General features: G+C 67.2%; 19 protein-coding genes. 7 read left to right on the forward strand and 12 right to left on the reverse strand.

Features of this window, described 5'->3' with window-relative positions; all coding sequences use genetic code 11:
- Positions 1–364 precede the first annotated feature (364 nt).
- The 7 genes from gndA to ABZX86_RS24740 all read right to left on the reverse strand — a co-directional run bounded on the left by gndA (position 365) and on the right by ABZX86_RS24740 (position 7,539).
- Complete coding sequence (gndA, locus tag ABZX86_RS24710) at positions 365–1,810, reverse strand: NADP-dependent phosphogluconate dehydrogenase (RefSeq protein ID WP_355127040.1); 1,446 nt, start codon at positions 1,808–1,810, stop codon at positions 365–367.
- Between the two features lie 158 nt (positions 1,811–1,968).
- Entirely contained in the window at positions 1,969–3,276 is a 1,308-nt protein-coding gene (locus tag ABZX86_RS24715) for a HAMP domain-containing sensor histidine kinase (protein ID WP_355127041.1), read from the reverse strand.
- On the reverse strand, positions 3,273–3,959 hold the full coding sequence (locus tag ABZX86_RS24720) for a response regulator transcription factor (RefSeq protein WP_355127042.1): 687 nt from the start codon (positions 3,957–3,959) through the stop codon (positions 3,273–3,275). The genes ABZX86_RS24715 and ABZX86_RS24720 overlap by 4 nt, the downstream gene beginning before the upstream one ends.
- 46 nt (positions 3,960–4,005) lie before the next feature.
- Complete coding sequence (locus ABZX86_RS24725; RefSeq protein WP_355127043.1) at positions 4,006–5,511, reverse strand: alpha/beta fold hydrolase; 1,506 nt, start codon at positions 5,509–5,511, stop codon at positions 4,006–4,008.
- A gap of 152 nt (positions 5,512–5,663) precedes the next feature.
- Positions 5,664–6,023, reverse strand: a complete 360-nt coding sequence (locus ABZX86_RS24730; protein WP_327141226.1) for a hypothetical protein — start codon at positions 6,021–6,023, stop codon at positions 5,664–5,666.
- A 317-nt stretch (positions 6,024–6,340) separates the two neighbouring features.
- On the reverse strand, positions 6,341–6,829 hold the full coding sequence (locus ABZX86_RS24735) for a MarR family winged helix-turn-helix transcriptional regulator (RefSeq protein WP_355127044.1): 489 nt from the start codon (positions 6,827–6,829) through the stop codon (positions 6,341–6,343).
- Positions 6,826–7,539, reverse strand: coding sequence for an SDR family oxidoreductase (locus ABZX86_RS24740; protein ID WP_355127045.1), 714 nt, complete (start codon positions 7,537–7,539; stop codon positions 6,826–6,828). Before ABZX86_RS24740 ends, ABZX86_RS24735 begins: the two co-directional genes overlap by 4 nt.
- A gap of 98 nt (positions 7,540–7,637) precedes the next feature.
- Between ABZX86_RS24740 and ABZX86_RS24745 the strand changes: the two genes are divergently transcribed.
- Together ABZX86_RS24745 and ABZX86_RS24750 are read left to right on the forward strand one after the other, a co-directional pair.
- Positions 7,638–8,645: a PHP domain-containing protein gene (locus tag ABZX86_RS24745; RefSeq protein ID WP_355127046.1), complete on the forward strand. Its 1,008-nt coding sequence runs from the start codon at positions 7,638–7,640 to the stop codon at positions 8,643–8,645.
- A 194-nt stretch (positions 8,646–8,839) separates the two neighbouring features.
- Positions 8,840–9,637: a DUF2470 domain-containing protein gene (locus tag ABZX86_RS24750; RefSeq protein ID WP_355127047.1), complete on the forward strand. Its 798-nt coding sequence runs from the start codon at positions 8,840–8,842 to the stop codon at positions 9,635–9,637.
- Positions 9,638–9,867: 230 nt separating this feature from the next.
- On the opposite strand, the gene ABZX86_RS24755 is transcribed toward ABZX86_RS24750, so the two are convergent.
- A complete protein-coding gene (locus ABZX86_RS24755; protein WP_355127048.1) occupies positions 9,868–10,599 on the reverse strand; it encodes a VIT family protein in 732 nt (243 codons plus the stop codon).
- Positions 10,600–10,856: 257 nt separating this feature from the next.
- Between ABZX86_RS24755 and ABZX86_RS24760 the strand changes: the two genes are divergently transcribed.
- The 4 genes from ABZX86_RS24760 (at position 10,857) to ABZX86_RS24775 (ending at position 15,191) form a co-directional block, all read left to right on the forward strand.
- Complete coding sequence (locus tag ABZX86_RS24760; RefSeq protein ID WP_355127049.1) at positions 10,857–11,588, forward strand: hypothetical protein; 732 nt, start codon at positions 10,857–10,859, stop codon at positions 11,586–11,588.
- A gap of 590 nt (positions 11,589–12,178) precedes the next feature.
- A complete protein-coding gene (locus ABZX86_RS24765; RefSeq protein ID WP_355127050.1) occupies positions 12,179–12,883 on the forward strand; it encodes a hypothetical protein in 705 nt (234 codons plus the stop codon).
- Positions 12,884–13,042: 159 nt separating this feature from the next.
- On the forward strand, positions 13,043–13,999 hold the full coding sequence (locus ABZX86_RS24770) for an alpha/beta hydrolase family protein (RefSeq protein WP_355127291.1): 957 nt from the start codon (positions 13,043–13,045) through the stop codon (positions 13,997–13,999).
- 256 nt (positions 14,000–14,255) lie between these two features.
- Entirely contained in the window at positions 14,256–15,191 is a 936-nt protein-coding gene (locus ABZX86_RS24775; RefSeq protein ID WP_355127051.1) for a cutinase family protein, read from the forward strand.
- A gap of 69 nt (positions 15,192–15,260) precedes the next feature.
- On the opposite strand, the gene ABZX86_RS24780 is transcribed toward ABZX86_RS24775, so the two are convergent.
- The 4 genes from ABZX86_RS24780 to ABZX86_RS24795 form a co-directional block, all read right to left on the reverse strand.
- Positions 15,261–16,082 (reverse strand): YceI family protein, encoded by an 822-nt coding sequence (locus ABZX86_RS24780; protein ID WP_327141237.1) that lies wholly within the window; start codon positions 16,080–16,082, stop codon positions 15,261–15,263.
- Positions 16,079–18,706 (reverse strand): MFS transporter, encoded by a 2,628-nt coding sequence (locus tag ABZX86_RS24785; RefSeq protein WP_355127052.1) that lies wholly within the window; start codon positions 18,704–18,706, stop codon positions 16,079–16,081. Before ABZX86_RS24785 ends, ABZX86_RS24780 begins: the two co-directional genes overlap by 4 nt.
- Before the next feature lie 11 nt (positions 18,707–18,717).
- Positions 18,718–19,209 carry a MarR family transcriptional regulator gene (locus tag ABZX86_RS24790; RefSeq protein ID WP_355127053.1) on the reverse strand — a complete coding sequence of 164 codons (492 nt, stop codon included), beginning with the start codon at positions 19,207–19,209 and terminating at the stop codon, positions 18,718–18,720.
- 122 nt (positions 19,210–19,331) lie between these two features.
- On the reverse strand, positions 19,332–20,075 hold the full coding sequence (locus ABZX86_RS24795; protein WP_355127054.1) for a helix-turn-helix domain-containing protein: 744 nt from the start codon (positions 20,073–20,075) through the stop codon (positions 19,332–19,334).
- A 65-nt stretch (positions 20,076–20,140) separates the two neighbouring features.
- Here ABZX86_RS24795 and ABZX86_RS24800 point away from each other — a divergent pair, with 65 nt between their 5' ends.
- Positions 20,141–21,115 (forward strand): alpha/beta hydrolase, encoded by a 975-nt coding sequence (locus ABZX86_RS24800; protein ID WP_355127055.1) that lies wholly within the window; start codon positions 20,141–20,143, stop codon positions 21,113–21,115.
- Positions 21,116–21,142 lie beyond the last annotated feature (27 nt).

Below are 21,142 nucleotides of genomic sequence, written 5' to 3' on the forward strand. Positions count from 1 at the left end.
ATGATCAGAATGAATCGGAGACATTCCCCGCCGCGGCGCCGGCAACGCCGGCTGAGCCTGCGGCTGCGGCGCTGCCCGCGCAGAGACCAAGAAAGAGAGCTGCTAGAAGACCCATCCCGACGACCTTTCGAACCATCCATTCCCAATGAAGCAATTCGAAAACTACTGCAGCCCACGCACTTTGCCGAGCCCCGCAGCGGCATTCCCGGCAGACTCCATGACGATCCCCAGAAACCTCTCAGGCAGCCCTGAGCTGGCCCTGTGCTATACCCCCAACAGAAAAAGGGCGGAGCCTGCCGGATCGGCACAGGCTCCGCCCTTCTCGGCGGGATTCGGAACTTATACGGTGAACAGCAGCTGTGAACTACCCCGCGGAAATCTCACTGCGGTCGCCGCTCCACAGCGTGTGGTACTTGCCGTCCGCATCGATGCGCTCATAAGTGTGCGCACCGAAGAAGTCGCGCTGCCCCTGGGTGAGGGCCGCCGGGAGCCGCTCGGCGCGCAGGGCGTCGTAGTACGACAGCGAGGAGGCGAACGCGGGCACCGGAATTCCGAGCAGCGTGGCCGTGGCCACCACCCGGCGCCAGCTGTCGATGGCCGTCTCGATGGCCTCGCGGAAGTACGGGGCCAGAATCAGGCTCGGCAGCGCCGGGTTCTCGTCGTAGGCCTCCTTGATGCGGTTCAGGAACCGGGCCCGGATGATGCAGCCGCCGCGCCAGATGGTCGCCAGATCGCCGGGGTGCAGATTCCAGTTGTATTCGGCGCTGCCCGCCTCGATCTGGTCGAAGCCCTGCGCGTACGCGACGATCTTGGACGCGTACAGCGCCTGCCGGATGGCCTCGGTGAATTCCGCTACGTCGGTGGGCTTTTCGGCCAGCTGACCGGAGGCCAGGCCGACCGCGGCCTTACGCTGGGCCCGCGAACCGGACAGGGCGCGCGCGAATACGGCCTCGGCGATACCGGTCACCGGCACTCCGAGATCGAGCGCGGACTTGACGGTCCAGCGGCCGGTGCCCTTCTGCTCGGCGGCATCGACGATGACGTCCACGAGCGGCTTGCCGGTCTTGGCGTCGACCTGATTGAGCACCTCGGCGGTGATCTCGACCAGGTAGCTCTCCAGATCGCCGGAGTTCCAGTCGGTGAACACATCCGCGATCTGCTTGGCGTCGAAGCCGAGCGCATCGCGGAACAGGTTGTAGGCCTCGCCGATCAGCTGCATATCGGCGTACTCGATGCCGTTGTGCACCATCTTGACGAAGTGGCCGGAGCCGTCCGGGCCGATATGGGTGCAGCACGGGGTGCCGTCGACCTGCGCCGCAATGGATTCCAGCATGGGCCCCAGCGACTCGTAGGACTCCTTCGGGCCGCCGGGCATGATGGCGGGCCCGTTGAGCGCGCCCTCCTCACCACCGGAGATGCCCGCACCCACGAAGTTCAGTCCGCGCGCGGCCATGGCGGCCTCACGGCGGATGGTGTCGGTGTACAGCGCATTGCCGCCGTCGATGATGATGTCGCCGGGCTCCATGGCCGCGGCCAGTTCCTCGATGACGGCATCGGTGGGGTCGCCGGCCTTGACCATGATCAGCACGCGGCGCGGCTTCTCCAGCGCGGCCACGAACTCCTCGACGGTCTCGGTGCGGATGAAGTCACCGTCGCCGCCGTGCGCTTCGAGCAGCGCGTCGGTCTTGCCGATGCTGCGGTTGTGCAGCGCGACCGTGTAGCCGTGCCGTGCGAAATTGCGGGCGATATTGCTACCCATGACCGCCAGGCCGGTGACGCCGATCTGGGCACGCGCTGTAGAGGTCGCCATGAAACAGCCTCTCTCCGTTCGACAGATGTAGTTGCGAGGCCGCACGAACCCGGTCCGGCGGCAGCATCGGGGAAGACGCGGGTCTTCACAATGCCTGGACCTTTTCTACCGCACGCGGCAATCGCCACCCAGTGCGGATGCGGCCCGCACCTGCGTCCTCAGCGCTCGCCGGGGAGCTGGAACCCCACTTCCGCGCCGCCGCCGGGGCGGTTGGCGGCGAAGACCGAGCCGGAGTGGGCGGTGATGATGTCGTGCACGATGGCCAGGCCCAGACCCGATCCCGCGGTGGCCCGGGTGCGGTCGGCCCGGTAGAAGCGGTCGAAGACGGCACGCTGTGCGGCCGGGTCGATGCCCGGGCCGTGATCGAGCACCGCGAGCCGGGACCCGGTGAGGTGAATATCGATCGCGGTGTCGAGTGGGCTGTATTTGGTGGCATTGTCCAGCAGGTTGTCGATGCAGCGGGCCAGGGCCTGCGGGCGGGCGGTCACCGGGACCGGGTCCTCGATGTGCAGGGTGATGGTGCGGCCGGTGCGGCGGCGGAATCGGCGCGCGCAGTCCTCGGCGAGTTCGGGCAGGTCCAGGACCGCCGGGGTTTCCGCGGTGTGCTGGTCGGTGGCGAGTTCGACGAGTTCACCGACCAGGGCGTCGAGCGCCTTGGCCTCCTGTACGAGGGTGGTCAGCACCTGGGCCTCGTCCTCGGGGCCGAGTTTGCCGCGGGCGCGTTGCAGGAGTTCGGCGCTGCCGCGCACCGAGGTCAGCGGCGTCCGCAGTTCGTGACCGGCGTCCTCGACCAGACGGTGCTGCTGTGCGCGGGAGAAACGCAGGGCGGCGAGCATCGAGTGGAAACCGCGGGTCAGTTCGCCGACCTCGTCGCGGCCCGCCTCCGGGAGCACGGTGGCCAGATCGCGAGTGGTGGTGATCCGCCGCGCGGCATCGGCCAGCCGGCGCATCGGGCGCAGAATCCGGCCGATGGCCAGCCAGCTGATCACTGCCGCCGCGACGACCGCGGCGAGGGTGATCCAGGCTGTGCGCCACAGGAATTCGTTATCGATACGGTCGACCTCGGCATAGTTCTGGCCGACCATCAGCGCGCCGCCGCCGGGGCGGGCCCTGGTGAGCACACCGTGCGGGACATCGGCCACATCGACATCGGTCTCGGTGCTGCCCGCACCCGCGCGGGCGACCGCGCGATCGGAGTCGTTCACCGGCAACGGGTTTCGGCCCGGTGTCAGGGGTTGCACGGTGCCGTCCGGGAGCAGCAGCTGCTCGGTCATATCCGGTCGCGCCGGTATCGCCGCACCGGCATCCAGAAGGGCCAGCACCATATTCGCGCGATCGGCCAGGCCGCGATCGACCTGATCGGCGATCAGTGGGGACACACTGCGATAGGCGGTCACCACGGTGATCAGGATCGCCGCGACGGTGGCCGCGACCGCGACCGTGGTGAGCCGCGCGCGCAGCATCATGCCGACCGGATGGTGTAGCCGACATTGCGGACGGTGTGGATCACTCGCGGCGCACCGCCGGCCTCGGTCTTGCGGCGCAGGTAGCCGATATAGACGTCGAGGGAACGTGATTCGGTATCGAAGTCGTAGCCCCAGATGTGTTCGTAGATCTGGCTTCTGGAGAGCACCACACGCTGATTGCGGAGCAGTAGCTCCAGGACGTCGAATTCGGTGCGGGTCAGTTCGAGCAGGGTGGCTCCGCGCTGCACCTCCCGGGTCGCCGGGTCCAGGGTCAGATCGGCGATCGCGAGGATGGCGGCGCCGGTGTCCTCCGGTGCGCTGCGCCGCAGCAGCGCCCGGAGCCGAGCCAGCAGTTCCTCGGTATCGAAGGGCTTGGGCAGGTAGTCATCGGCTCCGGCGTCCAGCCCCGCGACCCGATCACCGACCTGCTGCCGCGCGGTGAGCACCAGAATCGGCAGGCGGTCACCGCGGCGGCGCAGCGCCCGGCACAGCGACAGACCGTCCAGGCGCGGCATGACCACGTCCACCACCGCCAGATCCGGGCGCTCGTGCGCCAGCAGATCGAGCGCCTCCTGACCGTCGCCGGCCAGCTGCACCCGATAGCCCTCGAAGCGCAGCAATTGTTCGAGAGTGCTGCGCACATTCGGATCGTCCTCGACCACGAGCACTGTTGCTGAAGTCACCGGCTCAGTCTGGCTGGCGGCGGTTGCGGTCATGGTGCTGGCCCTGTCAGTTCGTGACCGGAGCCACGACGATCGGCGGGATCGTGGTTACACAATCCGTCGGCCCGGCGGTACCGGTGCGGACGAAGTGCGCCACGATGCCGACCACGCAGCCGCTGGGTTCCAGATCCGGCACATGCCCGGTATTGGGGACCGAAACGAACGTCGAATGCGCGAATTTCGCCGCGGCCAGTTTGCCGTTGGCATCGGGGGTGATCGCATCCAGATCACCCGAGAGCACCAGCACCGGGACGTCGGGCATGGCGGTACGCACCTGATCGGGACGCTGCAGGCCCTTGATGCCGGGCCAGCGGATGCACGCGTCGCCGCCGTCACGCTGCGCGGCCGTGAAACCCTGCGCACTGAATGCGCCGAACCCGCCCGAGGCCTTCGCCAAGGCCTCGCCGAACTGCTGTTCACGCTGCGGCAGCGCCGCTTCGGGCGACCACAGTGGCGCATAATCGTTGCAGGCCACCGTGATATACAGCCCGATGTTCTCATAGGCCGGTTCGTCGGTGGTGCGGCGAACGAACTCGATCAATCCGGCGTCGTCACCGCGTACCGCCGAATGCAGTGCGGCGGGCAGCATTCCGAGTGGAGTCAGGGTTTCCGGGTCGGCGCCCACATTGCTGGTCGCGGCCTCGAACACCAGGCTGCCGAACTTGGCTTCGGTGAGCAGAATCGGCCCCTTGCCCGCCACGGTGATCGGCTTGTCCCGCAGCCGCGTCGCGACGGTGCGCAGGTCATCGACGGCCGTATTGCCGTCGCAGACGTGGCTGCGTTCGCAAATACGCTGCAGGGCAAGCGATACCGCTTCGGCGTTGGGCCGCTGCAACTGATCGCTGTCGTTCGGATAGGCGCCCGACAGCACGATCGACTGCACATGATCGGGATGCCGCTGCGCATAGATGGGGAGCAGGTAGGTCCCATACGAGATGCCGTACGGAATCACCTTGTCGATATCGAGTTTCGCGCGCACCGCGTCGAAATCGTCCACCGTCGCCGCCGAGGTGTATCCCGCCGCCTTCTCCCCCAGCTGCTGTCCGCAGTGAGCCACCGCCTGCAACTGCGCCTCCCGCGTATCCAGCTGATAAGCGTCCTGTCCCACACCGCAATCCAGCGCATCCGACACTCCCGTCCCGCGGGGATCGATCAGCAGCACGTCGTAGTCATCCAGCAGCGCCTGCGACAACGTCGCCGCCTCGGCGGCATGCCCGATCATCGGCACCCCCGGTCCACCGGGATTCGGCAGGACCGTGCCCGACGCCTCCACGTCGGCCCGGCTGTGCTTGATCCGCGCATACCCCACCTGCACGGTCCCCAGCTCCGCCCGCCCCTGCACCAGTGGCCGCTCCACCACACCGCAATCCACCCCGTGCCCCGCCACGGTCGGGCACCAACTCGGCGCGGCGCCGCCCCAATCCTCCGTTCCCCCACCGCATCCCGTGATCAGCCCGCCGAGCACAGCCGCTGCCAGCCCGAACCCCATTATCGACCGCACACCAGCGCGCATATCCCTCACTCCTCCGCACGTGACGACCCGGTTGTCTCCGAGCCACTCACGGCATCGTGCGCGGTCGATATCAAAGCCGTGTCAGACAAACGGCAAAGGCGTGTAAGAATCCGCTGCGCAAGCGAAATCTCTTGCACAGCAATATGAATGATCTATCTGAACGCCGCGAGGACGAGGGCGCCGAGCAGCGTCAGGCCGAACGCGGCCACCACCGCAAGCGCCAATGGACGCAACAGTCCCGGCCCCACGGCCCGCGCGATGAAATACCCCGCAGCGCCACCGAGCAGCGCCAGCACCACACCCTCACCCATGACCAGGTAGAACACCGAGGCCAGCGCCGCGTTCAGGGCATCACCGGCGCCACGCGCATTGTCGCCGAACGGGATCGGAAACCGATACACGATCCCCACCAGCGCCGCCGCGATCGGAGCCGTCAGCACCGCGGCGATCCCACCCCACGCCGCCACCGCCCACAGCACCAGCCCACCCGTCCGATTCTCCTCGAATCCCATGCGCGCCTTCCCGATTCCAGGTAGTCCGAGATGACTCAACTGGCACCCGCAATTGCCGAGCGAGGGGGTTCGGCGCGCACGTGCGCACATATCCCGCGCAGACCGGACAGGATCGTCAACTCGACCGCACCCCCGCGGCGCAACGCACGCCGTCGCGGCTGTACAGCGTCGAGCACGTCGTCCTCCGCCTCACGGTCCACGGGACCATCTTGCCGGAATCCCAAGATTTCGTATCAGATCGCGGTGTGTCAGCACCGTGCCCACCACTTCGCCACGTCAGCGCCGCGACCTGATCGGCAGCGACGACCGAGCGTTGATCAGGAGTCCAGCGACGGTAGCCGGGGCAACTTCGAATCTTCGGGCGCGGCGGCATCTGCGCGGAGGAGACGCTCGAGGAGTTCGGTGAGCTGTCCGAGGTCCTCGGGCGAGAGGTCGCGGACCGCCGGGGGCGGGCGCAGCAGGATGGTGTCGGCGGTCGCGATCGCATTGTGCCCGGCGGACGTGAGCGTGACCAGTTTGCGGCGTCTGTCATCGGGGTGCGGCCGGCGTTCGACGAGACCGTGCGCCTCCAATTTGTCGACGATCAGGGTCGCGTAGGGGGCGTCGACGCCATTAGCGTCCGCGAGTTCGCGGAGGGTGGCCGGACCTTCGCGGAGCTGGAAGAGGATTTTGCCGCGGCCGCCGCCCAGCCGGAATCCGAGCGCCTCGGCGAGTTCGCCCCGGCGATTGTGCGCCTCGACGAATCGGTGCATCAGAGCCCACGCCTGTTGGACGGGATCGGCCGAGGGTTTCGCGGAGTCGGTCACCACGCCACCGTCCGGCCGAGGAAGTCGACGTACCGCAGACCGGGTACCCCGCGCAGGGAGTCGATCGTTTTGACGATATTCGGGATGCTCTCGTCGATGCTGTACCGCGCGTCGGGGCCGCCGAGTTCGGTGCGCACCCAGCCGGGAGCCATGAGAACCAGCGTGCGCTCGCCGCCCTGCCGTGCCGCGTAGCTGCGCATGAAGGTATTGAGCGCGGCCTTGCTGCCGCGGTACACCTCGTGCCCGCCACGCACGTTATCGGCCACACTGCCCTGGCCCGAGGACATAGCGCCGATCGTGCCCGCGGGCTCGACAAGGTCCTGCAGCGCCTCGATGACGCGCAGTGGGCCGAGCGCATTGGTGACCATCACCCGAGTGAACTCCTCGGCCGAGGTCTCCGCGACCGTGCCCTCCGGCTCGTTGGTGACGCCGGCGTTCACGAACAGCAGGTCGAACCTACGGTCCGCCAGCCGGTCGTGCAGCGCCTCGATCTGCGCGGGCTCGGTGATGTCGACGGTTTCGATTTCGATGCGCCCGGCGGAGTCTTCGGCCAGATCGTGCAGCGGGGTTCGGCGCGCGCCGCGCACGGTGGCCACGACCTGCCAGCCGTTGTTCGACCACTCCTGCGCGAGTGCGAGGCCCAGGCCGCGAGAAGCGCCGATCAGGAGCACTCGTTTGCCCGGATCAGAGTTCGAATTAGTTGTAGTCATAGCAATCATTGTATGATCTATAAGTAAATCCGTAAAGCTTGGCGACTCGGAACGAGATCAAGGCCCGCCCTCCAGCGATCCCCGGGCACACTGGAGAGATGGACCCCGTGGTCGCCCTGCGCCGGATCGCGTACTACAAGGACCGAGCCCGCGAGGACTCGCGACGTGTGATGGCCTATCGCAATGCCGCCGATATCGTCGAGCGGCTCGACGATGCGCAGCGGGCGACGCTGGGGAAGTCGAACGGCTGGCAGTCGCTGCCGGGCATCGGCCCGAAGACGGCCACCGTGATCGCGCAAGCCTGGTCCGGGCGCGAGCCCGACGCCCTGGTCGAATTGCGAGCCGCGGCAAAGGATCTGGGTGGCGGGGCATTGCGGGCCGCGCTCCGGGGCGATCTGCACCTGCACTCGAACTGGTCGGACGGGTCCGCGCCGATCGCTGAGATGATGGGCGCGGCAAAGGAATTGGGGCACGAGTACTGTGCGCTCACCGACCACTCGCCCCGATTGACCGTCGCCAATGGGCTGTCGCCGGACCGGCTGCGGCAGCAGCTCGACGTCATCGACGAACTCCGCGAACAGTTCTCGCCGATGCGCATTCTCACCGGTATCGAGGTCGATATTCTCGACGACGGCTCGCTCGATCAGGAACCGGAACTGCTCGAACGACTCGATATCGTGGTGGCCAGCGTGCACTCCAAGCTCAAGATGGACGCCGCCGCGATGACCAGGCGGATGGTGCGTGCGGTCTCGGGCGGGCAGGCCGACATTCTCGGGCACTGCACCGGCCGGCTCGTCGAGGGCAATCGGGGCACCCGGCCGGAGTCGGCGTTCGATGCCGAGCAGGTCTTCACCGCCTGTCGTGACCACGGCACCGCCGTCGAGATCAATTCCCGGCCGGAACGCCGTGATCCGCCGACCCGGCTCTTGCGGCTGGCACTCGATATCGGCTGCGATTTCTCCATCGATACCGATGCGCACGCTCCCGGCCAGCTCGATTTCCTCGGGTACGGTGCGCAGCGCGCGCTGGATTGCGGCGTGCCCGCCGAGCGGATCGTCAATACCTGGCCCGTGGACAAACTGCTGACCTGGGCAGCATCCGAGTGAGGCCGATACCCGGGACAGCACCTGCCCCGGGCGAGCAATTACGTGGCGAGGTGGTCACGCCGCGTGCTGTGCGGTGCGCCGCCGTCCGAGAAGGCCGGGGACCGGCCCGACGCCGGCACCAGATCGCGCGCGGCCTCGGCTGCGGCGAGTCACGGCGGGCCGGGCCGGTGCGATCGGCGCGTAGCCTGTGAGGCGTGCCTCTCGATCACGGTGACCCGGGCGATGCCCCGTCCACTCCCCCGCCGCTGACAGCCGTCCGCAATGCTGATCGGCCGTCTCCCGCCGAGGAAGCCAGAACCGTTGTGGCGGCCACGAATACCGCCACGCTGGCGAGTCTCACGGCCGACGGTGCGCCCTGGGCCTCCTTCGTCACCTACGGACTACTCGATGGTCAGCCGGTGCTGTGCGTCTCGCGGATGGCCGAGCACGGCCGCAATCTCGCCGCCGATCCCCGGGCGAGCCTGTCGATCGTCAGCCCTGATCTGCCGTCCGATCCGCTGGCGGGTTCGCGAGTCACCTTGGCGGGCAAGGTCGAACAGCCGCAGGGTGACGAAGCGGCCGCGGCTCGCGAGGCGCATCTGGCCGCGGTTCCGGCCGCCAAGTACTACATCGACTTCAGCGATTTCACGCTGTGGGTCATGCGCGTGGAGCGGGTCCGCTGGGTCGGCGGCTACGGCCGCATGGATTCCGCTACCGCAGAACAGTATTCCGCCGCAGCCCCCGACGCGGTCGTGTCCGCGGCGGCCCGCGCCATCACGCACCTCAATGACGATCACGCCGACGCCCTGCTCGCCATGGCCCAGGCCCGCGGCGGCTACCCGGACGCCACCGCCGCCGTCTGCGAACGCGCCGACCGCTACGGCCTCGACCTGCGCGTCACCACCCCGCGCGGCATCGCCGTCACCCGCATCGGCTACGTCGCACCGCTCGATTCGGTCGGCGAACTCCGCGCCGCCACAGTCGAATTGACCCGGCTCTCGCGCGCGGAGTAGCAACGATCAACAGCCTGCGCGCGGATCGAAGCCATCGACCCGGCCCGCGCGAGTCGGCGGTTCAGTCCATATCCGTCAGCAGCTCGGTCCGCACTCCGCCAGCAGCTCGACCTGCGCAGTCAGCGACCCGGGCCACACCGGTCTGGTCGAGGCCGTCCCGTGGCCGACCCGTCCAGATCGGCGAACCGCGGCGGCATCCACCTTCTTCGCGATCCCCGGAAGTCGGCTCGCTACACCGCAATCCCCACAAGGTGGCCGATGCAGTAGGTCACCGCCATGGCGAGCGCCCCGCCGATCGCTATGCGAACGGTCGACGGGAGCGGCGCGGCGCCGCCGAGGCGGGCACTGATATTGCCGGTCAGGATGAGCGCGATCATGACCGCGGCGAAGGTGACGGGTAGTCGGTCGGCGGCGGGCGGAACCAGAATCGCCAGCAGCGGCAGTAGCGCTCCGAGGATGAACGACACCGCCGACGACAGGGCGGCGTGCCAGGGGTTGGTGAGATCGTCCGGGTCGATGCCGAGTTCGGCTTCCGCGTGCGCGGCGAAGGCGTCGTGTGCGGTGAGTTCCTCCGCGACGGTCTGCGCGGTGGCCTCGGTGAGCCCTTTCGCACGGTAGATCGCCGCGAGTTCGGCAAGCTCGGCTTCGGGCTCCTCGGTGAGTTCGCGACATTCGGTGGCCAGCAGCGCACGCTCGCTATCGCGCTGTGTGCTGACCGAGACGTATTCGCCCAGGGCCATCGACACCGCACCGGCGGCCAGCCCCGCGATCCCCGCGGTGAGAATCGGCGTGCGCTCGGAGGTGGCGGCCGCCACGCCGATCACAATGCCCGCGACCGACACAATGCCGTCGTTCGCGCCGAGCACCCCCGCACGCAGCCAGTTCAGCCGGGACGCCAGGCTGCCCGTATGCGGCTCGGACTCGTGCGGCACAAGCAGGTGTTCGGCGAGTTCTTCGCTCATAGCGGTCACCGTAACCAAAACCGCAGCAGCTTTCCAGCAATGAGAGCCTCACCAAAGTGAGGTAATGCGCTGCATACCAAGGTATTTCAACCCTTACCCACGGCCCGCCGAGCGCACCGCCGCGGACCTCTCACCGGCCGAGCGGTTTGCCGAGTGTTCATCCAGCAACCACGAGACCCCGAGTGCACCCCTCATCCTGGCCGAAGTGGTCGGAAAACCGCTGGGCGAGTACGCGCATTCGCCGATACAGTGCCGGGATGACACGTTTGAATCAGATTGTCGCCGTGGAGAAAGGGATCAAATCCCGGACCTTTTCCGAGCTCACCGAGGCCCATCACCAACTGGCCAAGAATCCGCTGCTGAGCGGCATCGCGCGCACCTACCGTCCGAAAGATGAAGAGGGCGAGCAATTGCCGCCCGAGTCGACGCGCGTACAGGTGAAGTCCGAGGGAGTGCTCGAGACCACGGCGGAGATCCTGACCAAACTGTTCGATGTGGTGGCCACCAAGGATTGGGCCAATTGCGCGGCGAAAGCCGATGTGGTGGTGGACGGCCGGACCCTGGTGCAGGATGCGCCCGTCACCTATCTGCTGTTCCTGGAGAAGCAGCTGGTCGACCTGCACACCTTCGTCCGCAAGCTCCCCGTGCTGGACGCCTCCGAATCCTGGGAGTACGACGCCTCCGCCGACTGCTACGCGACCGAACCGGTACAGACGGTGCGCACCAAGAAGATTCCGCGCAACCATGTGAAAGCCGAAGCGACGGAGAAGCATCCGGCGCAGGTCGAGGTGTACCACGAGGATGTGGTGGTCGGTTACTGGCGGACCATCAAGTTCTCCGGCGCACTGCCGGCCAAGCGGGTGAACGATCTGACCGAGCGCGTCGAAAAGCTGCAGCACGCAGTCAAGTTCGCGCGCGAGGAGGCCAACAATGCCGAGATCACCCAGCTGAAGCCGGGCGCGGAGATCTTCGGATATCTGTTTGGCTGACCGCCGCACCACCGGCTAGTGTCGGTGTTGCGCAATGAGCGCAAGCTGAATCAGAAGTTCAATGTGACAGGCACAGCGGCCAAGTGGAGGTTCGAATCCTCCCCCCGCCACTCGCGGCGGGGTAGCCCAATCGGCAGAGGCACCGCGCCCTCAAACTCACATTATCGCTCCAGAATCAGCATTCGCCGCCCAATGCCGAATCGAGAGAACGGATTGTCAACGTGGAGGTTGCGGGTTCAACTCCCGCCGGCTCAGCCACCAATGGGCCGTAGCTCAATCGCAGAGCACCGCGTTCATCAGACTGAGTCCGTTCTTAAACGTGTCGGCGTGTTGCAAATGGGCGGACACCGAGGCCCCGGGGCAGGCTAGTCCCCGGGGCTTCCCCATGTCTCCACCGTGGTGATCGATCACCGTTCCAGGGCTTTCCAACTTGTGACATAACAACATTTCACTAGTTTTCCGATTCCCTAGACAAGCGTCCAGTAGGTGCCGTTTACTCATACGCCAGATGACCTGTCACCGCCGAGCGGGACAGGTCATCGATCGATGAGGAATCGGTTCCGGAAGCCCTGGAACCACCGGAAGGAAACATGCGCCACACTTCACGATTGCTCGCGGGAATCGCGGCTTCCACCCTGATCGTCGCCGGTGCCGGCACTGCACTGACGACCGGAGTCGCGACCGCCGATACGTCGGCCTGCTCGGTGACCAGCCATGCCACCAAGAACGACATCAGCACGGTCGGCATCACCCACGTGTACGACAAGACCGTCAGCTCCGGTTCCATCGGCGTCGGCACGACCGTCACCTACACGATCGTCGTCGGCACCACGAGTATCGGTAATCCGTATGTGAATACGATTACCGACTACCCGCCGGCCGGTTTCGCGGCGCCCATCAAGACCACCATCACCGCGTATCACGCAATCGGCGGCCAGACCACCGAAGACGTGACCCCCGAGCCGAATGCGGGCGGTTGGAAGGTCACCAGCACCGGCTGGTTCGTCAATTCGGGCAACCCGGTGACCATGACCATCACCTACGCGGTGCCCGCCAGCGTCTCGGCCGGTCAGATGATCACCAGCGGTGGCATCGGCGTGGCCGGCACGGTCGGTGTCAGCAACAACCTGCCGAACCTGACCGCATGCTTCACCGCGCGCAGCGCCAATGCCGGTGAATCGCTGCTGGGCAGCCTGGGCAATAACGGCCTCGGCTCCTCCGACGGCCAGCTCAGCTCCACTGGTTCGGTCGGCGACCTCCTCACCGGAGTGCTGAAGAACCTGATCGGCAGCTGATCTCTCCGACTGTGGCCGGCAATGCTTTTCGCCGGCCGCAGTCCGGGGTGAGCGGACCCGCCCGGAATTCCGTCACCATCGAAACATTCCCCCGAGGACCATTTCTTGCTCGCGCGTAAACATGCGGTGCTGATCGCCGCTTCCGCAGTCGCCCTCTCCCTGTTGTCCGGCGCGCCGGGTTCCGTGGTTGCCGCCCACGCCGAACCGACCGTGTCGCATCTGGACCACATAGACCGCGCCGGGCAACGGCAGCAAACCTTTTACGTGTATTCGGCCGCGATGGACCGCGTGATCCCGCTGCAGGTGCTGACACCTTTCGATACCAGCGCGCCGCGCCCCACCCTCTATCTGCTGAACGGCGCGGGCGGCGGCGAGGACATCGCGAGCTGGTACAACCAGACCGATATCGTGCAGTTCTTCGCCGATAAGAACGTGAACGTCATTACTCCTGCCGCAGGGGCCTTTTCGTACTACACCGATTGGCAGCGGGACGACCCGAAACTCGGCCGCAACCAGTGGGAGACCTTCCTGACCCGCGAGCTGCCGCCGATCGTGGACGCGGCCCTGGGCGCGTCGGGCGTCAATGCGATTGCCGGTGTGTCGATGTCGGCCACCTCGGTCCTGGATCTGGCCGGTACCGCACCGGACCTCTACCGCGCCGTCGGCGCGTACAGCGGCTGCGCCTCCACCTCCGACCAGGCGGGCCGGACCTATATCCAACTGGTGATGGCACGCGCGGGCGCCGACCCCGAGAACATGTGGGGCAGCGACAGCGACCCCGCCTGGCGCGATCACGACGCACTGCTCAATGCGGATCGCCTGCGCGGCAAGGCAATCTATCTCTCCAGCTCCAGCGGCCTCCCCGGCCCCGCCGAGGCCATCGTCCCCCCGTTCACCGTCGGCCAGGCCGCCACGAAGGCGAATCAGATTCTGCTCGGCGGCCTGATCGAAGCGGCGACCAACTCCTGCACCCACCAACTCGCCGATCGACTGAACGCCCTGAATATCCCCGCCCAGGTCGAATTCCGCTCCGCCGGAACCCATACGTGGCACTACTGGGAGGACGACCTCCACAAGTCGTGGCCCCTGTTCGCGCAAGCCCTCGGCACGAACTAGCTCCGGCGGTATCCGGCCCGGCGTTCAGAGCGGCATGGCGGCTCACAGACACGCGGTGTGAGATGCGGAAATGCGAGGGTCTGCGGACTTGCGGGCGAAGCGCCGACAGGACTGGGCAGTTTCTTGGTATGTTCGGCGCGGTTCTCCTCCGCTTGCCGGATATTGGCTAGAACTCGGGCAGCAGCTCTGTGCGGGGGTGTGACCGCGAGTTGCTGAACTGCCAACCTAGGTACGGTCTGAGCAAGGAGTGTGGGCCTTGTCATTTCGAACAACCCAGTCTTTCAGAACAGTATGCGCTGCCGCCGCATCGACCGTGGCCGTCGCGGCGGGTTTGCTATCGACGGCCGGCGCACCGTTGGCTGTCGCGGCGCCGGGTAATTGCCCGGACCTCAATGTGATCGCCGTGCCGGGCACCTGGGAAACCTCCCGCGACAATCCGCATCCCGGCATGCTGTCCCAGGTCACTCGCGGACTACCCGGCAATGTGCGCACCGACTACGTCAGCTACGCGGCCACCGCCCTGCCCTGGGAGGGGGAGGTCTACGGCCGTTCGAAGCGGGAGGCCGTCGCCAATGCCCGCGGCATGATCGCGGATATGGCGGCCCGGTGCAGCGCAACGCGTTTCGCACTGGTCGGCTACAGCCAGGGTGCGGACGCGGCCGGTGATCTGGCGGCGGAGATCGGTTCGGGACACGGTGTGGTGCCGCCGGAGCGAGTGGCGGCGGTCGGTCTGCTGTCGGATCCGCGGCGCGGGCCCACCGATGCGCTGATCGGCCCGCCGGTGCCCGGCGCCGGTGCGGGCGGGGCGCGGATCGGCGGCTTCGGGTTTCTGAGCCAGAATGTGCGAACCTTCTGCGCGGCGGGCGATTTGTACTGTTCAGTGCCCACCGATGATCTGGCCGGACGCTTCGCCGGATTCCTCACCCAGCTGTCCGCACCCGATCCGCTGCAGATCGGCAACTACGTGCTGACCGTCCAGTCGATTCTCGGCGAGGCGCTGCTGCCGGGCGGATCGGCCATCCTGTCGGCCTCCCCCGACGATCCCGCCGGCGAACAGTGGACCCGCCAGGTGCAGGATTTCCTCTCCTCCGGCGTTCACCAGTCCTACCCGCGCTACACGGTGGACACCAATGGCGAGACAGCGACCGCGTGGCTGCACAACTGGCTCGCGGACGTGGCCGAGCACCCCTGACCGACCGCACGAAGGCGGGGCCTGTCACCGATTCCGGTGGCAGGCCCCGCTTTTCGTGACAGCGAGCGGCTAGAACGCCGGCAGTCGATCTCCTTGCACCAGCTCGATGTCGAGCTCGACCTTCACGGTGGTACCCACCGCGGCAATGCCCGCCCGGACCACGGCGTTGTAGTCGATGGCGAAATCGTCGCGGTACAGCAGGGTTTCGGCATGGAATGCCGCGCGCACCCCGCCCCACGGATCGGGACCGTGACCGCCGTAGGTGACGGCGAGATCGACCGGGCGGGTGTGACCGTGCAGGGTCAGGTCGCCCGGCATCACCCAGGTGTCGGCGCCGGTGCGGCGAAAACGCTTGCCGGTGAACGTGATCACCGGAAACCGCTCGACGTCCAGGAACTCCGCCGAGCGCAGGTGATCGTCCCGCATGCCGATACCGGTGTCCACGGTCGCCGCCTTGATCTCGGCGTAACCCGCTGACTGCTCGAAGGTTTCGGCGATATCGAGTCGCCCGCCGACCTCGGCGAAGCGGGCCTTGATGCCCGCGATGCCGAGATGCCGCGCGGTGACGATGACCGTCGAATGCATCGGATCGATCGTCCACGGCCCCGGCGGAGGCACGGTCACCGCATTCGCTTCCGGCGCCAGCATGATCTCACCCAGCGTGCCCGTGCCCGCCGCGGAGATGCGGGCGAGCTGCGCCACCGGCTGGTGACCGGGCGCGGTGATCACCGCGGTATGCATGCCCGGAGGCAGCGGATCGGTCTCCGCCGCCCCGGTCGCACCGGCCACCGCACGGGCGAGCTGCTGCCCGGTCAGATCGGTGACGGTCAGCACCGCACCGGATACCGGCCACCCCTCCGCGCTGCGAATTTGTGCGGTCAGGCCACTCATGACAACTCCGTGGACCGTTCGGCAGCGGATTGCTCGACGTCATAACCGAGTTCGACATCATGGTCGATCTCGCCGCCGGTCAGGCGCACCCGGCTGGTCACCGGCGGATATCCGCGCGCGACGACGGTGTACCCGCCCTCGACCAGATCGGGCACCGTGTAGCGGCCCTGCTCATCGGTGCGGGCGGTGCCGATCGGCGTGCCCTCGTCGTCGAGCACGGTGACCGAGGCGTCCGGCACCGGTCTGCCCTGTGCCCACACCTTGCCGGTCAGCATGGCCATCGCGGTCAGTTCGAGGTCGTAGCGCAGCAGACCGCTGTCGGGCACGACCAGGGCGGCGGCGGTCGGCCGCATATGCTCGGCCGCCGCGACCAGCGTGTAGGCGCCCGACACCACGCCGAGGCAGACATAGCCGCCGTCGGGTCCGGTGACGGCCGCGCCGACCACTTCACCGCGCGGATCGGTCAGCGTGATCGTGGCGCCCGGCAACGGTTCGCCACGACCGGCCGTGCGCACGGTGCCGGACAATTCGCCCGAACCCTGCAGGATCAGATCGCGATGCTGCGGGCGGCTGTCCACCGTGACGTTCACCGCGGCGGGCAGATGCCCGCCCGCCGAGACGATCAGCACATAGCTGCCGGACGCGGGCGGCTCGATGGCGTAGGCGCCGCCACTGTCACCGGTGGTGCGCGAAACCTGTTGCCCGCGTTGGTCGATCAGCGTGACCGCGGCATTGGGCACGGGACGGCCGTCCTCGCGCTGCACCCGTCCGCCGATCGAACGACCGCCGGTGGAGGCATTGACGACCGGCAGGGTCGCCGTCGCGGCGCCGGCCGAAACATGATGTGCGCCATAACCATTGGTCCCGGCGATCGGCGCAGCGGCGGCTATGCCATTGACCTGCGCACCGGCCTCGTAACCGTCGGCGGTATGCCGTCCCGCGGCCGCGAGCACCGGTTCGGGCTGCGAGATCGCCTGTGCGGCGCCCTCCCACACCTGCTCCTCGGACCACTCCGCCTCGGCGGCCTGCTCCGGATCCGCCGGCACCGGGGCCGCCGGCGCGGAATCCTGCAACGGAATCTCCTTCATGAACAGCAGCACCACGCACGCCAGCAGTGCCACACCGGCCGCGACCCAGAACACGCCGTGCATGGCATTGGTGAAGCCGATCAGAATCGGATCACGCACCTGCGCCGGAAGTGCCGCGATGCCCGCGGTATTGGACTGCACGCTGCTGAGCTTGGACGCGTCGAATCCTGGCGGCAGATGCCCGCCGAAGGCGTCGACGATCTTATTGGGCAGCAGGTTGAACAGAATCGTCAGGAAGACCGCGACACCCAGCGTGCCGCCGACCTGACGGAAGAACGTCGCCGATGCGGTCGAGACACCCATATCCGAACGCGGACCGGCGTTCTGCACGGCGATGATCAGCGTCTGCATACAGCCACCGAGGCCGAGGCCGACAATGCCGCTGAAGAGCAGCGGCTGCCACAGCGCGCTGTCGTAGTGCACCGTCGCGTACAGCGCCGCACCGCAGGCGATGATGAACGTGCCCGCCACCGGCAGAATCTTGTAGCGGCCGGTGCGCTTGGTGACCTGCCCGGACGTCAGTGAGCCGATCATGATGCCCGCCACCAGCGGCAGCATCAGCAGACCTGCCTTGGTCGGCGAGAAACCACGCACCACCTGCAGGTACAGCGGGACCATGGTGATCGCGCCGAACATGGCGATACCGACGATGAAGCCGCCGACAATGCAGACGGTGAAGGTCGAATTCTTGAACAGGCGCAAGGGAATCAGCGCCGCGTCCTTCATCACGTGCTCGATCCAGACGAACAGCGCCAGGCCGATGACACCGATGACGTAGCAGAGAATCGCCCGGCCCGAACCCCAGCCCCAGCCGCGACCCTGTTCGGCGACGATCAGCAGCGGCACCACGCAAATGGTCAAGGCCACCGCGCCGCCCCAGTCGACCTTCAACTGGCGGCGCTGCTGCGGCAGATTGAGCACCTTGGCGACCACAATCAGCGCGATGATGCCGACCGGCACATTCACCAGGAACACCCAGCGCCAGCCCTCGATGCCACCGAGGTGGTCGAAGCCGGACAGCCAGCCGCCCAGCACCGGGCCGAGTACGGTGGCGATACCGAAGACCATCATGAAATAGCCCTGGTACCGGGACCTTTCCCGCGGCGGGACGATATCGCCGATGATGGTCATGGCCAGCGACATCAGACCGCCGGCGCCCAGGCCCTGGAATGCGCGGAATCCGGCCAGCTCGTACATGGAGGTGGCGAAGGTGCACGCCGCCGAGCCGATGACGAACAGCGCGATCGCGGTGAGGAAGAACTGCTTCCGCCCGTAGATATCGGCGAGCTTGCCGTACAGCGGGGTGCTGATGGTGGCGGTGATCAGATACGCCGTCGTAGCCCAGGCCTGCTGATCGAAGCCGTGCAGACTATTGGCGATCTTGACGATCGCCACGCTCACGATGTTCTGGTCCAGCGCCGCCAGGAACATCCCCAGCAGCAGACCGGACAGGATGGTGAGGATCTGCCGGTGCGACAGTTTCGGCGGGGCTGCCGCCTGCACGTCCGGCGACGCCTCGAGAGTCGCAGATGTCATGTTTCGAAGCCCTATTTCGGATCGGTTGTCGTGGTAGTTCTTTCGATGTCGCTCACGAGTCGCTCGAGCAGTTGGGTCAGCGTCGAACGGTCGGTCGCGGACCAGTCCGCCAGGAAGCCGGCGAGCCAGACATTGCGCAATCGGCGGTTCTCCGCGAAGACACGCTCCCCCTCCTCCGTGGCCTTCAGCACGCACGCGCGGCCGTCGATCGGATCGGCCCGGCGTTCGACCAGACCGTGGCCGACCAGGGTTCTGGTCTGCCGGCTGATCGTCGAGATCTCGGCGTGCAATGACTCGGCCAGTTTCCCGGTACGTTGCGGCCCGTCGTGGACCAGGCAGAACAGCACCGCGTAGGCGAGTTGCTCGAGCCCGTCGGGGCCGCTCTTGATCACCCGGTGCTTGGTTCTGCCGATGGCCCGCATGAGCCGAACCAGCTGTGCGCCCAATAGATCGGCGCCCTCGAGTTCGGTCGTAGCACTGGGATCACTGGCAACATTCGCCATGATCGGCCCTTCTCTTTACTGCTTATTTACTTAGCGAATACAACTACTTGCCTTTGCCAACTATACACAAAGCGAGGGCACGGTTGAAGGGGTGCCGGGCATTCGCTACGGACTCGTTCGCATCATCGGATATCAAGCGTTACTCGCGAATTGAGCACCGCGGTCAGCGAGAGGCCGAAGGTGCGCCGGAAGGTCTCGCTCAAATGGGACGGGGAGGCGAATCCGGCATCGGCGGCACAGCGGGTGAGGTCGTAACCGGCTTCCACGCCCACAAAAACCATCCGCACCCGAGCCCACTGCCGGTAGCGGCGGAAGGTGGTGCCGGTGTGCGCGGCGAACATGCGCAGGAAGTAGTACTCGGACAGGCCCGCGGCGGTGGCCGCGTCCGCGGCGTGCGGGTGCGCGGCGGGATCCGCGCGAATCTCGCGCACGATGGCTTCGATGCGAGGATCGATGGGACGCAGGGGTTTCGGGTTCGAGATCAGGCGCTCCAGACTTGCGACGCCCGCGCGTGCGGCAGCGATGAGGGCGGCCTCCTCCCCCGGATCGATCGCACTGGGCCCGGTGCTCCCGGACAGGGCGCAGCCGGTCACCGCGCTACCGGGTTCGGCGAAGAGCAAGGCGATCCGGCCCGCCGAGACGATCCGGTGCCGCACCCGGGCCGGGACGAAAACGCTGCTGGTGACAAAGGTTCCGTGCTCGGCGGTGTCCACGGTGAACGGGCCGTCCAAGGCCAATCCCAGGCAGGCGATCGCCGTGTCGTGCATGCCGACGCCCAGATCCGGACCGAGATACCCGGCATGGCGGGGCCGCATCCACAGCACGGGCGCCGCACCGCAGGTTTGTGAAAGCGCGGCGACGGTCATATCGACCAGGCTAATCGGGCCCGGCGCGGCCGGTGCGAGCAGCAATGACAGGGAGCTGAGCGGATATGACACCCCAGGGAGAAACGGCGAAGCCGAGTTGGCAGACGAGAGCGGTCACCGCACTGTTGCGGGCCTCGGGCGGGCGCAAGCTGCTCGGCGATCCGGCACTGCTGCACGCGGCGCTGGAAAAGCGTGATCGGAAGGTCGAAGAGGTTCGGCCCCCGGCCTTCCTGAACAAGGCCGCGACCGTCACCAGGGACGACCTCGACGGCTGGCCGGTGTACCGGATCACGCCGACCACCGGCCCTGCCGAGGTCACCGTCGTATTCCTGCACGGCGGCGGCTTCTTCCGCGAAATCGTGCGCCCACACTGGAGTTTCGTCCGGGACCTCGCCGCCGCCGTACCTGCGGAGTGCGTGGTCCCCATCTATCCGCTTGTCCCCCATGGCCATGCCGCCGATATGGTCGCCACCACCGCCGCGATCCTCGCCCGCGCGATCGAGCAGCGCGGCTCCGGAAAGACTGTGGTGATGGGCAATTCGGCCGGCGGCGGACTGGCGTTGGCTGCCACCCAGGTCCTGCTCGAGCAGGGCGGCCCGCAGCCCGATCGCGTCGTGCTGATCTCCCCCTGGCTCGACGTCACCATGACCGACCCCACCCTGCCCGCCCTCGAAAAGGACGACCCCTTCCATCAAATCCCCGGCCTGCTCGAAATCGGCCGCCTCTACGCCGGTGACCTCGACCCCCGAGACCCGCGCGTCAGCCCGCTGCGCGGCCGCATCGAAGGCCTGCCACCCCTGACTGTCTTCTGCGGCACCCGCGAAATGACCGTGGCCGACACCCGAACCCTGGCCCGTCGTGCCGCGGCCGCCGGCACCCCGATCGACTATCACGAGGGCCCGGCGCTTCCCCACAACTACGCCCTCATGCCCTCCCCCGAAGGACGCGCGGCTCGCAAGATCATTGTCGACGCCTGCCGCGCCCCGCATCAGGTGTCGGCCATCGACCCGAAACCCAGCCCGCACAACGCCGGGCGATAACGACCGGCAACCCGAGTCGCCATTCCG

The sequence above is a fragment of the Nocardia sp. NPDC006630 genome (assembly GCF_040611495.1).
GTDB lineage: Bacteria > Actinomycetota > Actinomycetes > Mycobacteriales > Mycobacteriaceae > Nocardia.

Excerpts from the sequence above, each read along its gene's own strand:
- gndA (WP_355127040.1), bottom strand. The coding sequence starts at position 1,810 with ATGGCGACCTCTACAGCGCGTGCCCAGATCGGCGTCACCGGCCTGGCG.
- ABZX86_RS24715 (WP_355127041.1), bottom strand. The coding sequence starts at position 3,276 with ATGATGCTGCGCGCGCGGCTCACCACGGTCGCGGTCGCGGCCACCGTC.
- ABZX86_RS24725 (WP_355127043.1), bottom strand. The coding sequence starts at position 5,511 with ATGCGCGCTGGTGTGCGGTCGATAATGGGGTTCGGGCTGGCAGCGGCT.
- ABZX86_RS24730 (WP_327141226.1), bottom strand. The coding sequence starts at position 6,023 with ATGGGATTCGAGGAGAATCGGACGGGTGGGCTGGTGCTGTGGGCGGTG.
- ABZX86_RS24740 (WP_355127045.1), bottom strand. The coding sequence starts at position 7,539 with ATGACTACAACTAATTCGAACTCTGATCCGGGCAAACGAGTGCTCCTG.
- ABZX86_RS24745 (WP_355127046.1), top strand. The coding sequence starts at position 7,638 with ATGGACCCCGTGGTCGCCCTGCGCCGGATCGCGTACTACAAGGACCGA.
- ABZX86_RS24755 (WP_355127048.1), bottom strand. The coding sequence starts at position 10,599 with ATGAGCGAAGAACTCGCCGAACACCTGCTTGTGCCGCACGAGTCCGAG.
- ABZX86_RS24760 (WP_355127049.1), top strand. The coding sequence starts at position 10,857 with ATGACACGTTTGAATCAGATTGTCGCCGTGGAGAAAGGGATCAAATCC.
- ABZX86_RS24765 (WP_355127050.1), top strand. The coding sequence starts at position 12,179 with ATGCGCCACACTTCACGATTGCTCGCGGGAATCGCGGCTTCCACCCTG.
- ABZX86_RS24780 (WP_327141237.1), bottom strand. The coding sequence starts at position 16,082 with ATGAGTGGCCTGACCGCACAAATTCGCAGCGCGGAGGGGTGGCCGGTA.
- ABZX86_RS24785 (WP_355127052.1), bottom strand. The coding sequence starts at position 18,706 with ATGACATCTGCGACTCTCGAGGCGTCGCCGGACGTGCAGGCGGCAGCC.
- ABZX86_RS24790 (WP_355127053.1), bottom strand. The coding sequence starts at position 19,209 with ATGGCGAATGTTGCCAGTGATCCCAGTGCTACGACCGAACTCGAGGGC.
- ABZX86_RS24795 (WP_355127054.1), bottom strand. The coding sequence starts at position 20,075 with ATGACCGTCGCCGCGCTTTCACAAACCTGCGGTGCGGCGCCCGTGCTG.
- ABZX86_RS24800 (WP_355127055.1), top strand. The coding sequence starts at position 20,141 with ATGACACCCCAGGGAGAAACGGCGAAGCCGAGTTGGCAGACGAGAGCG.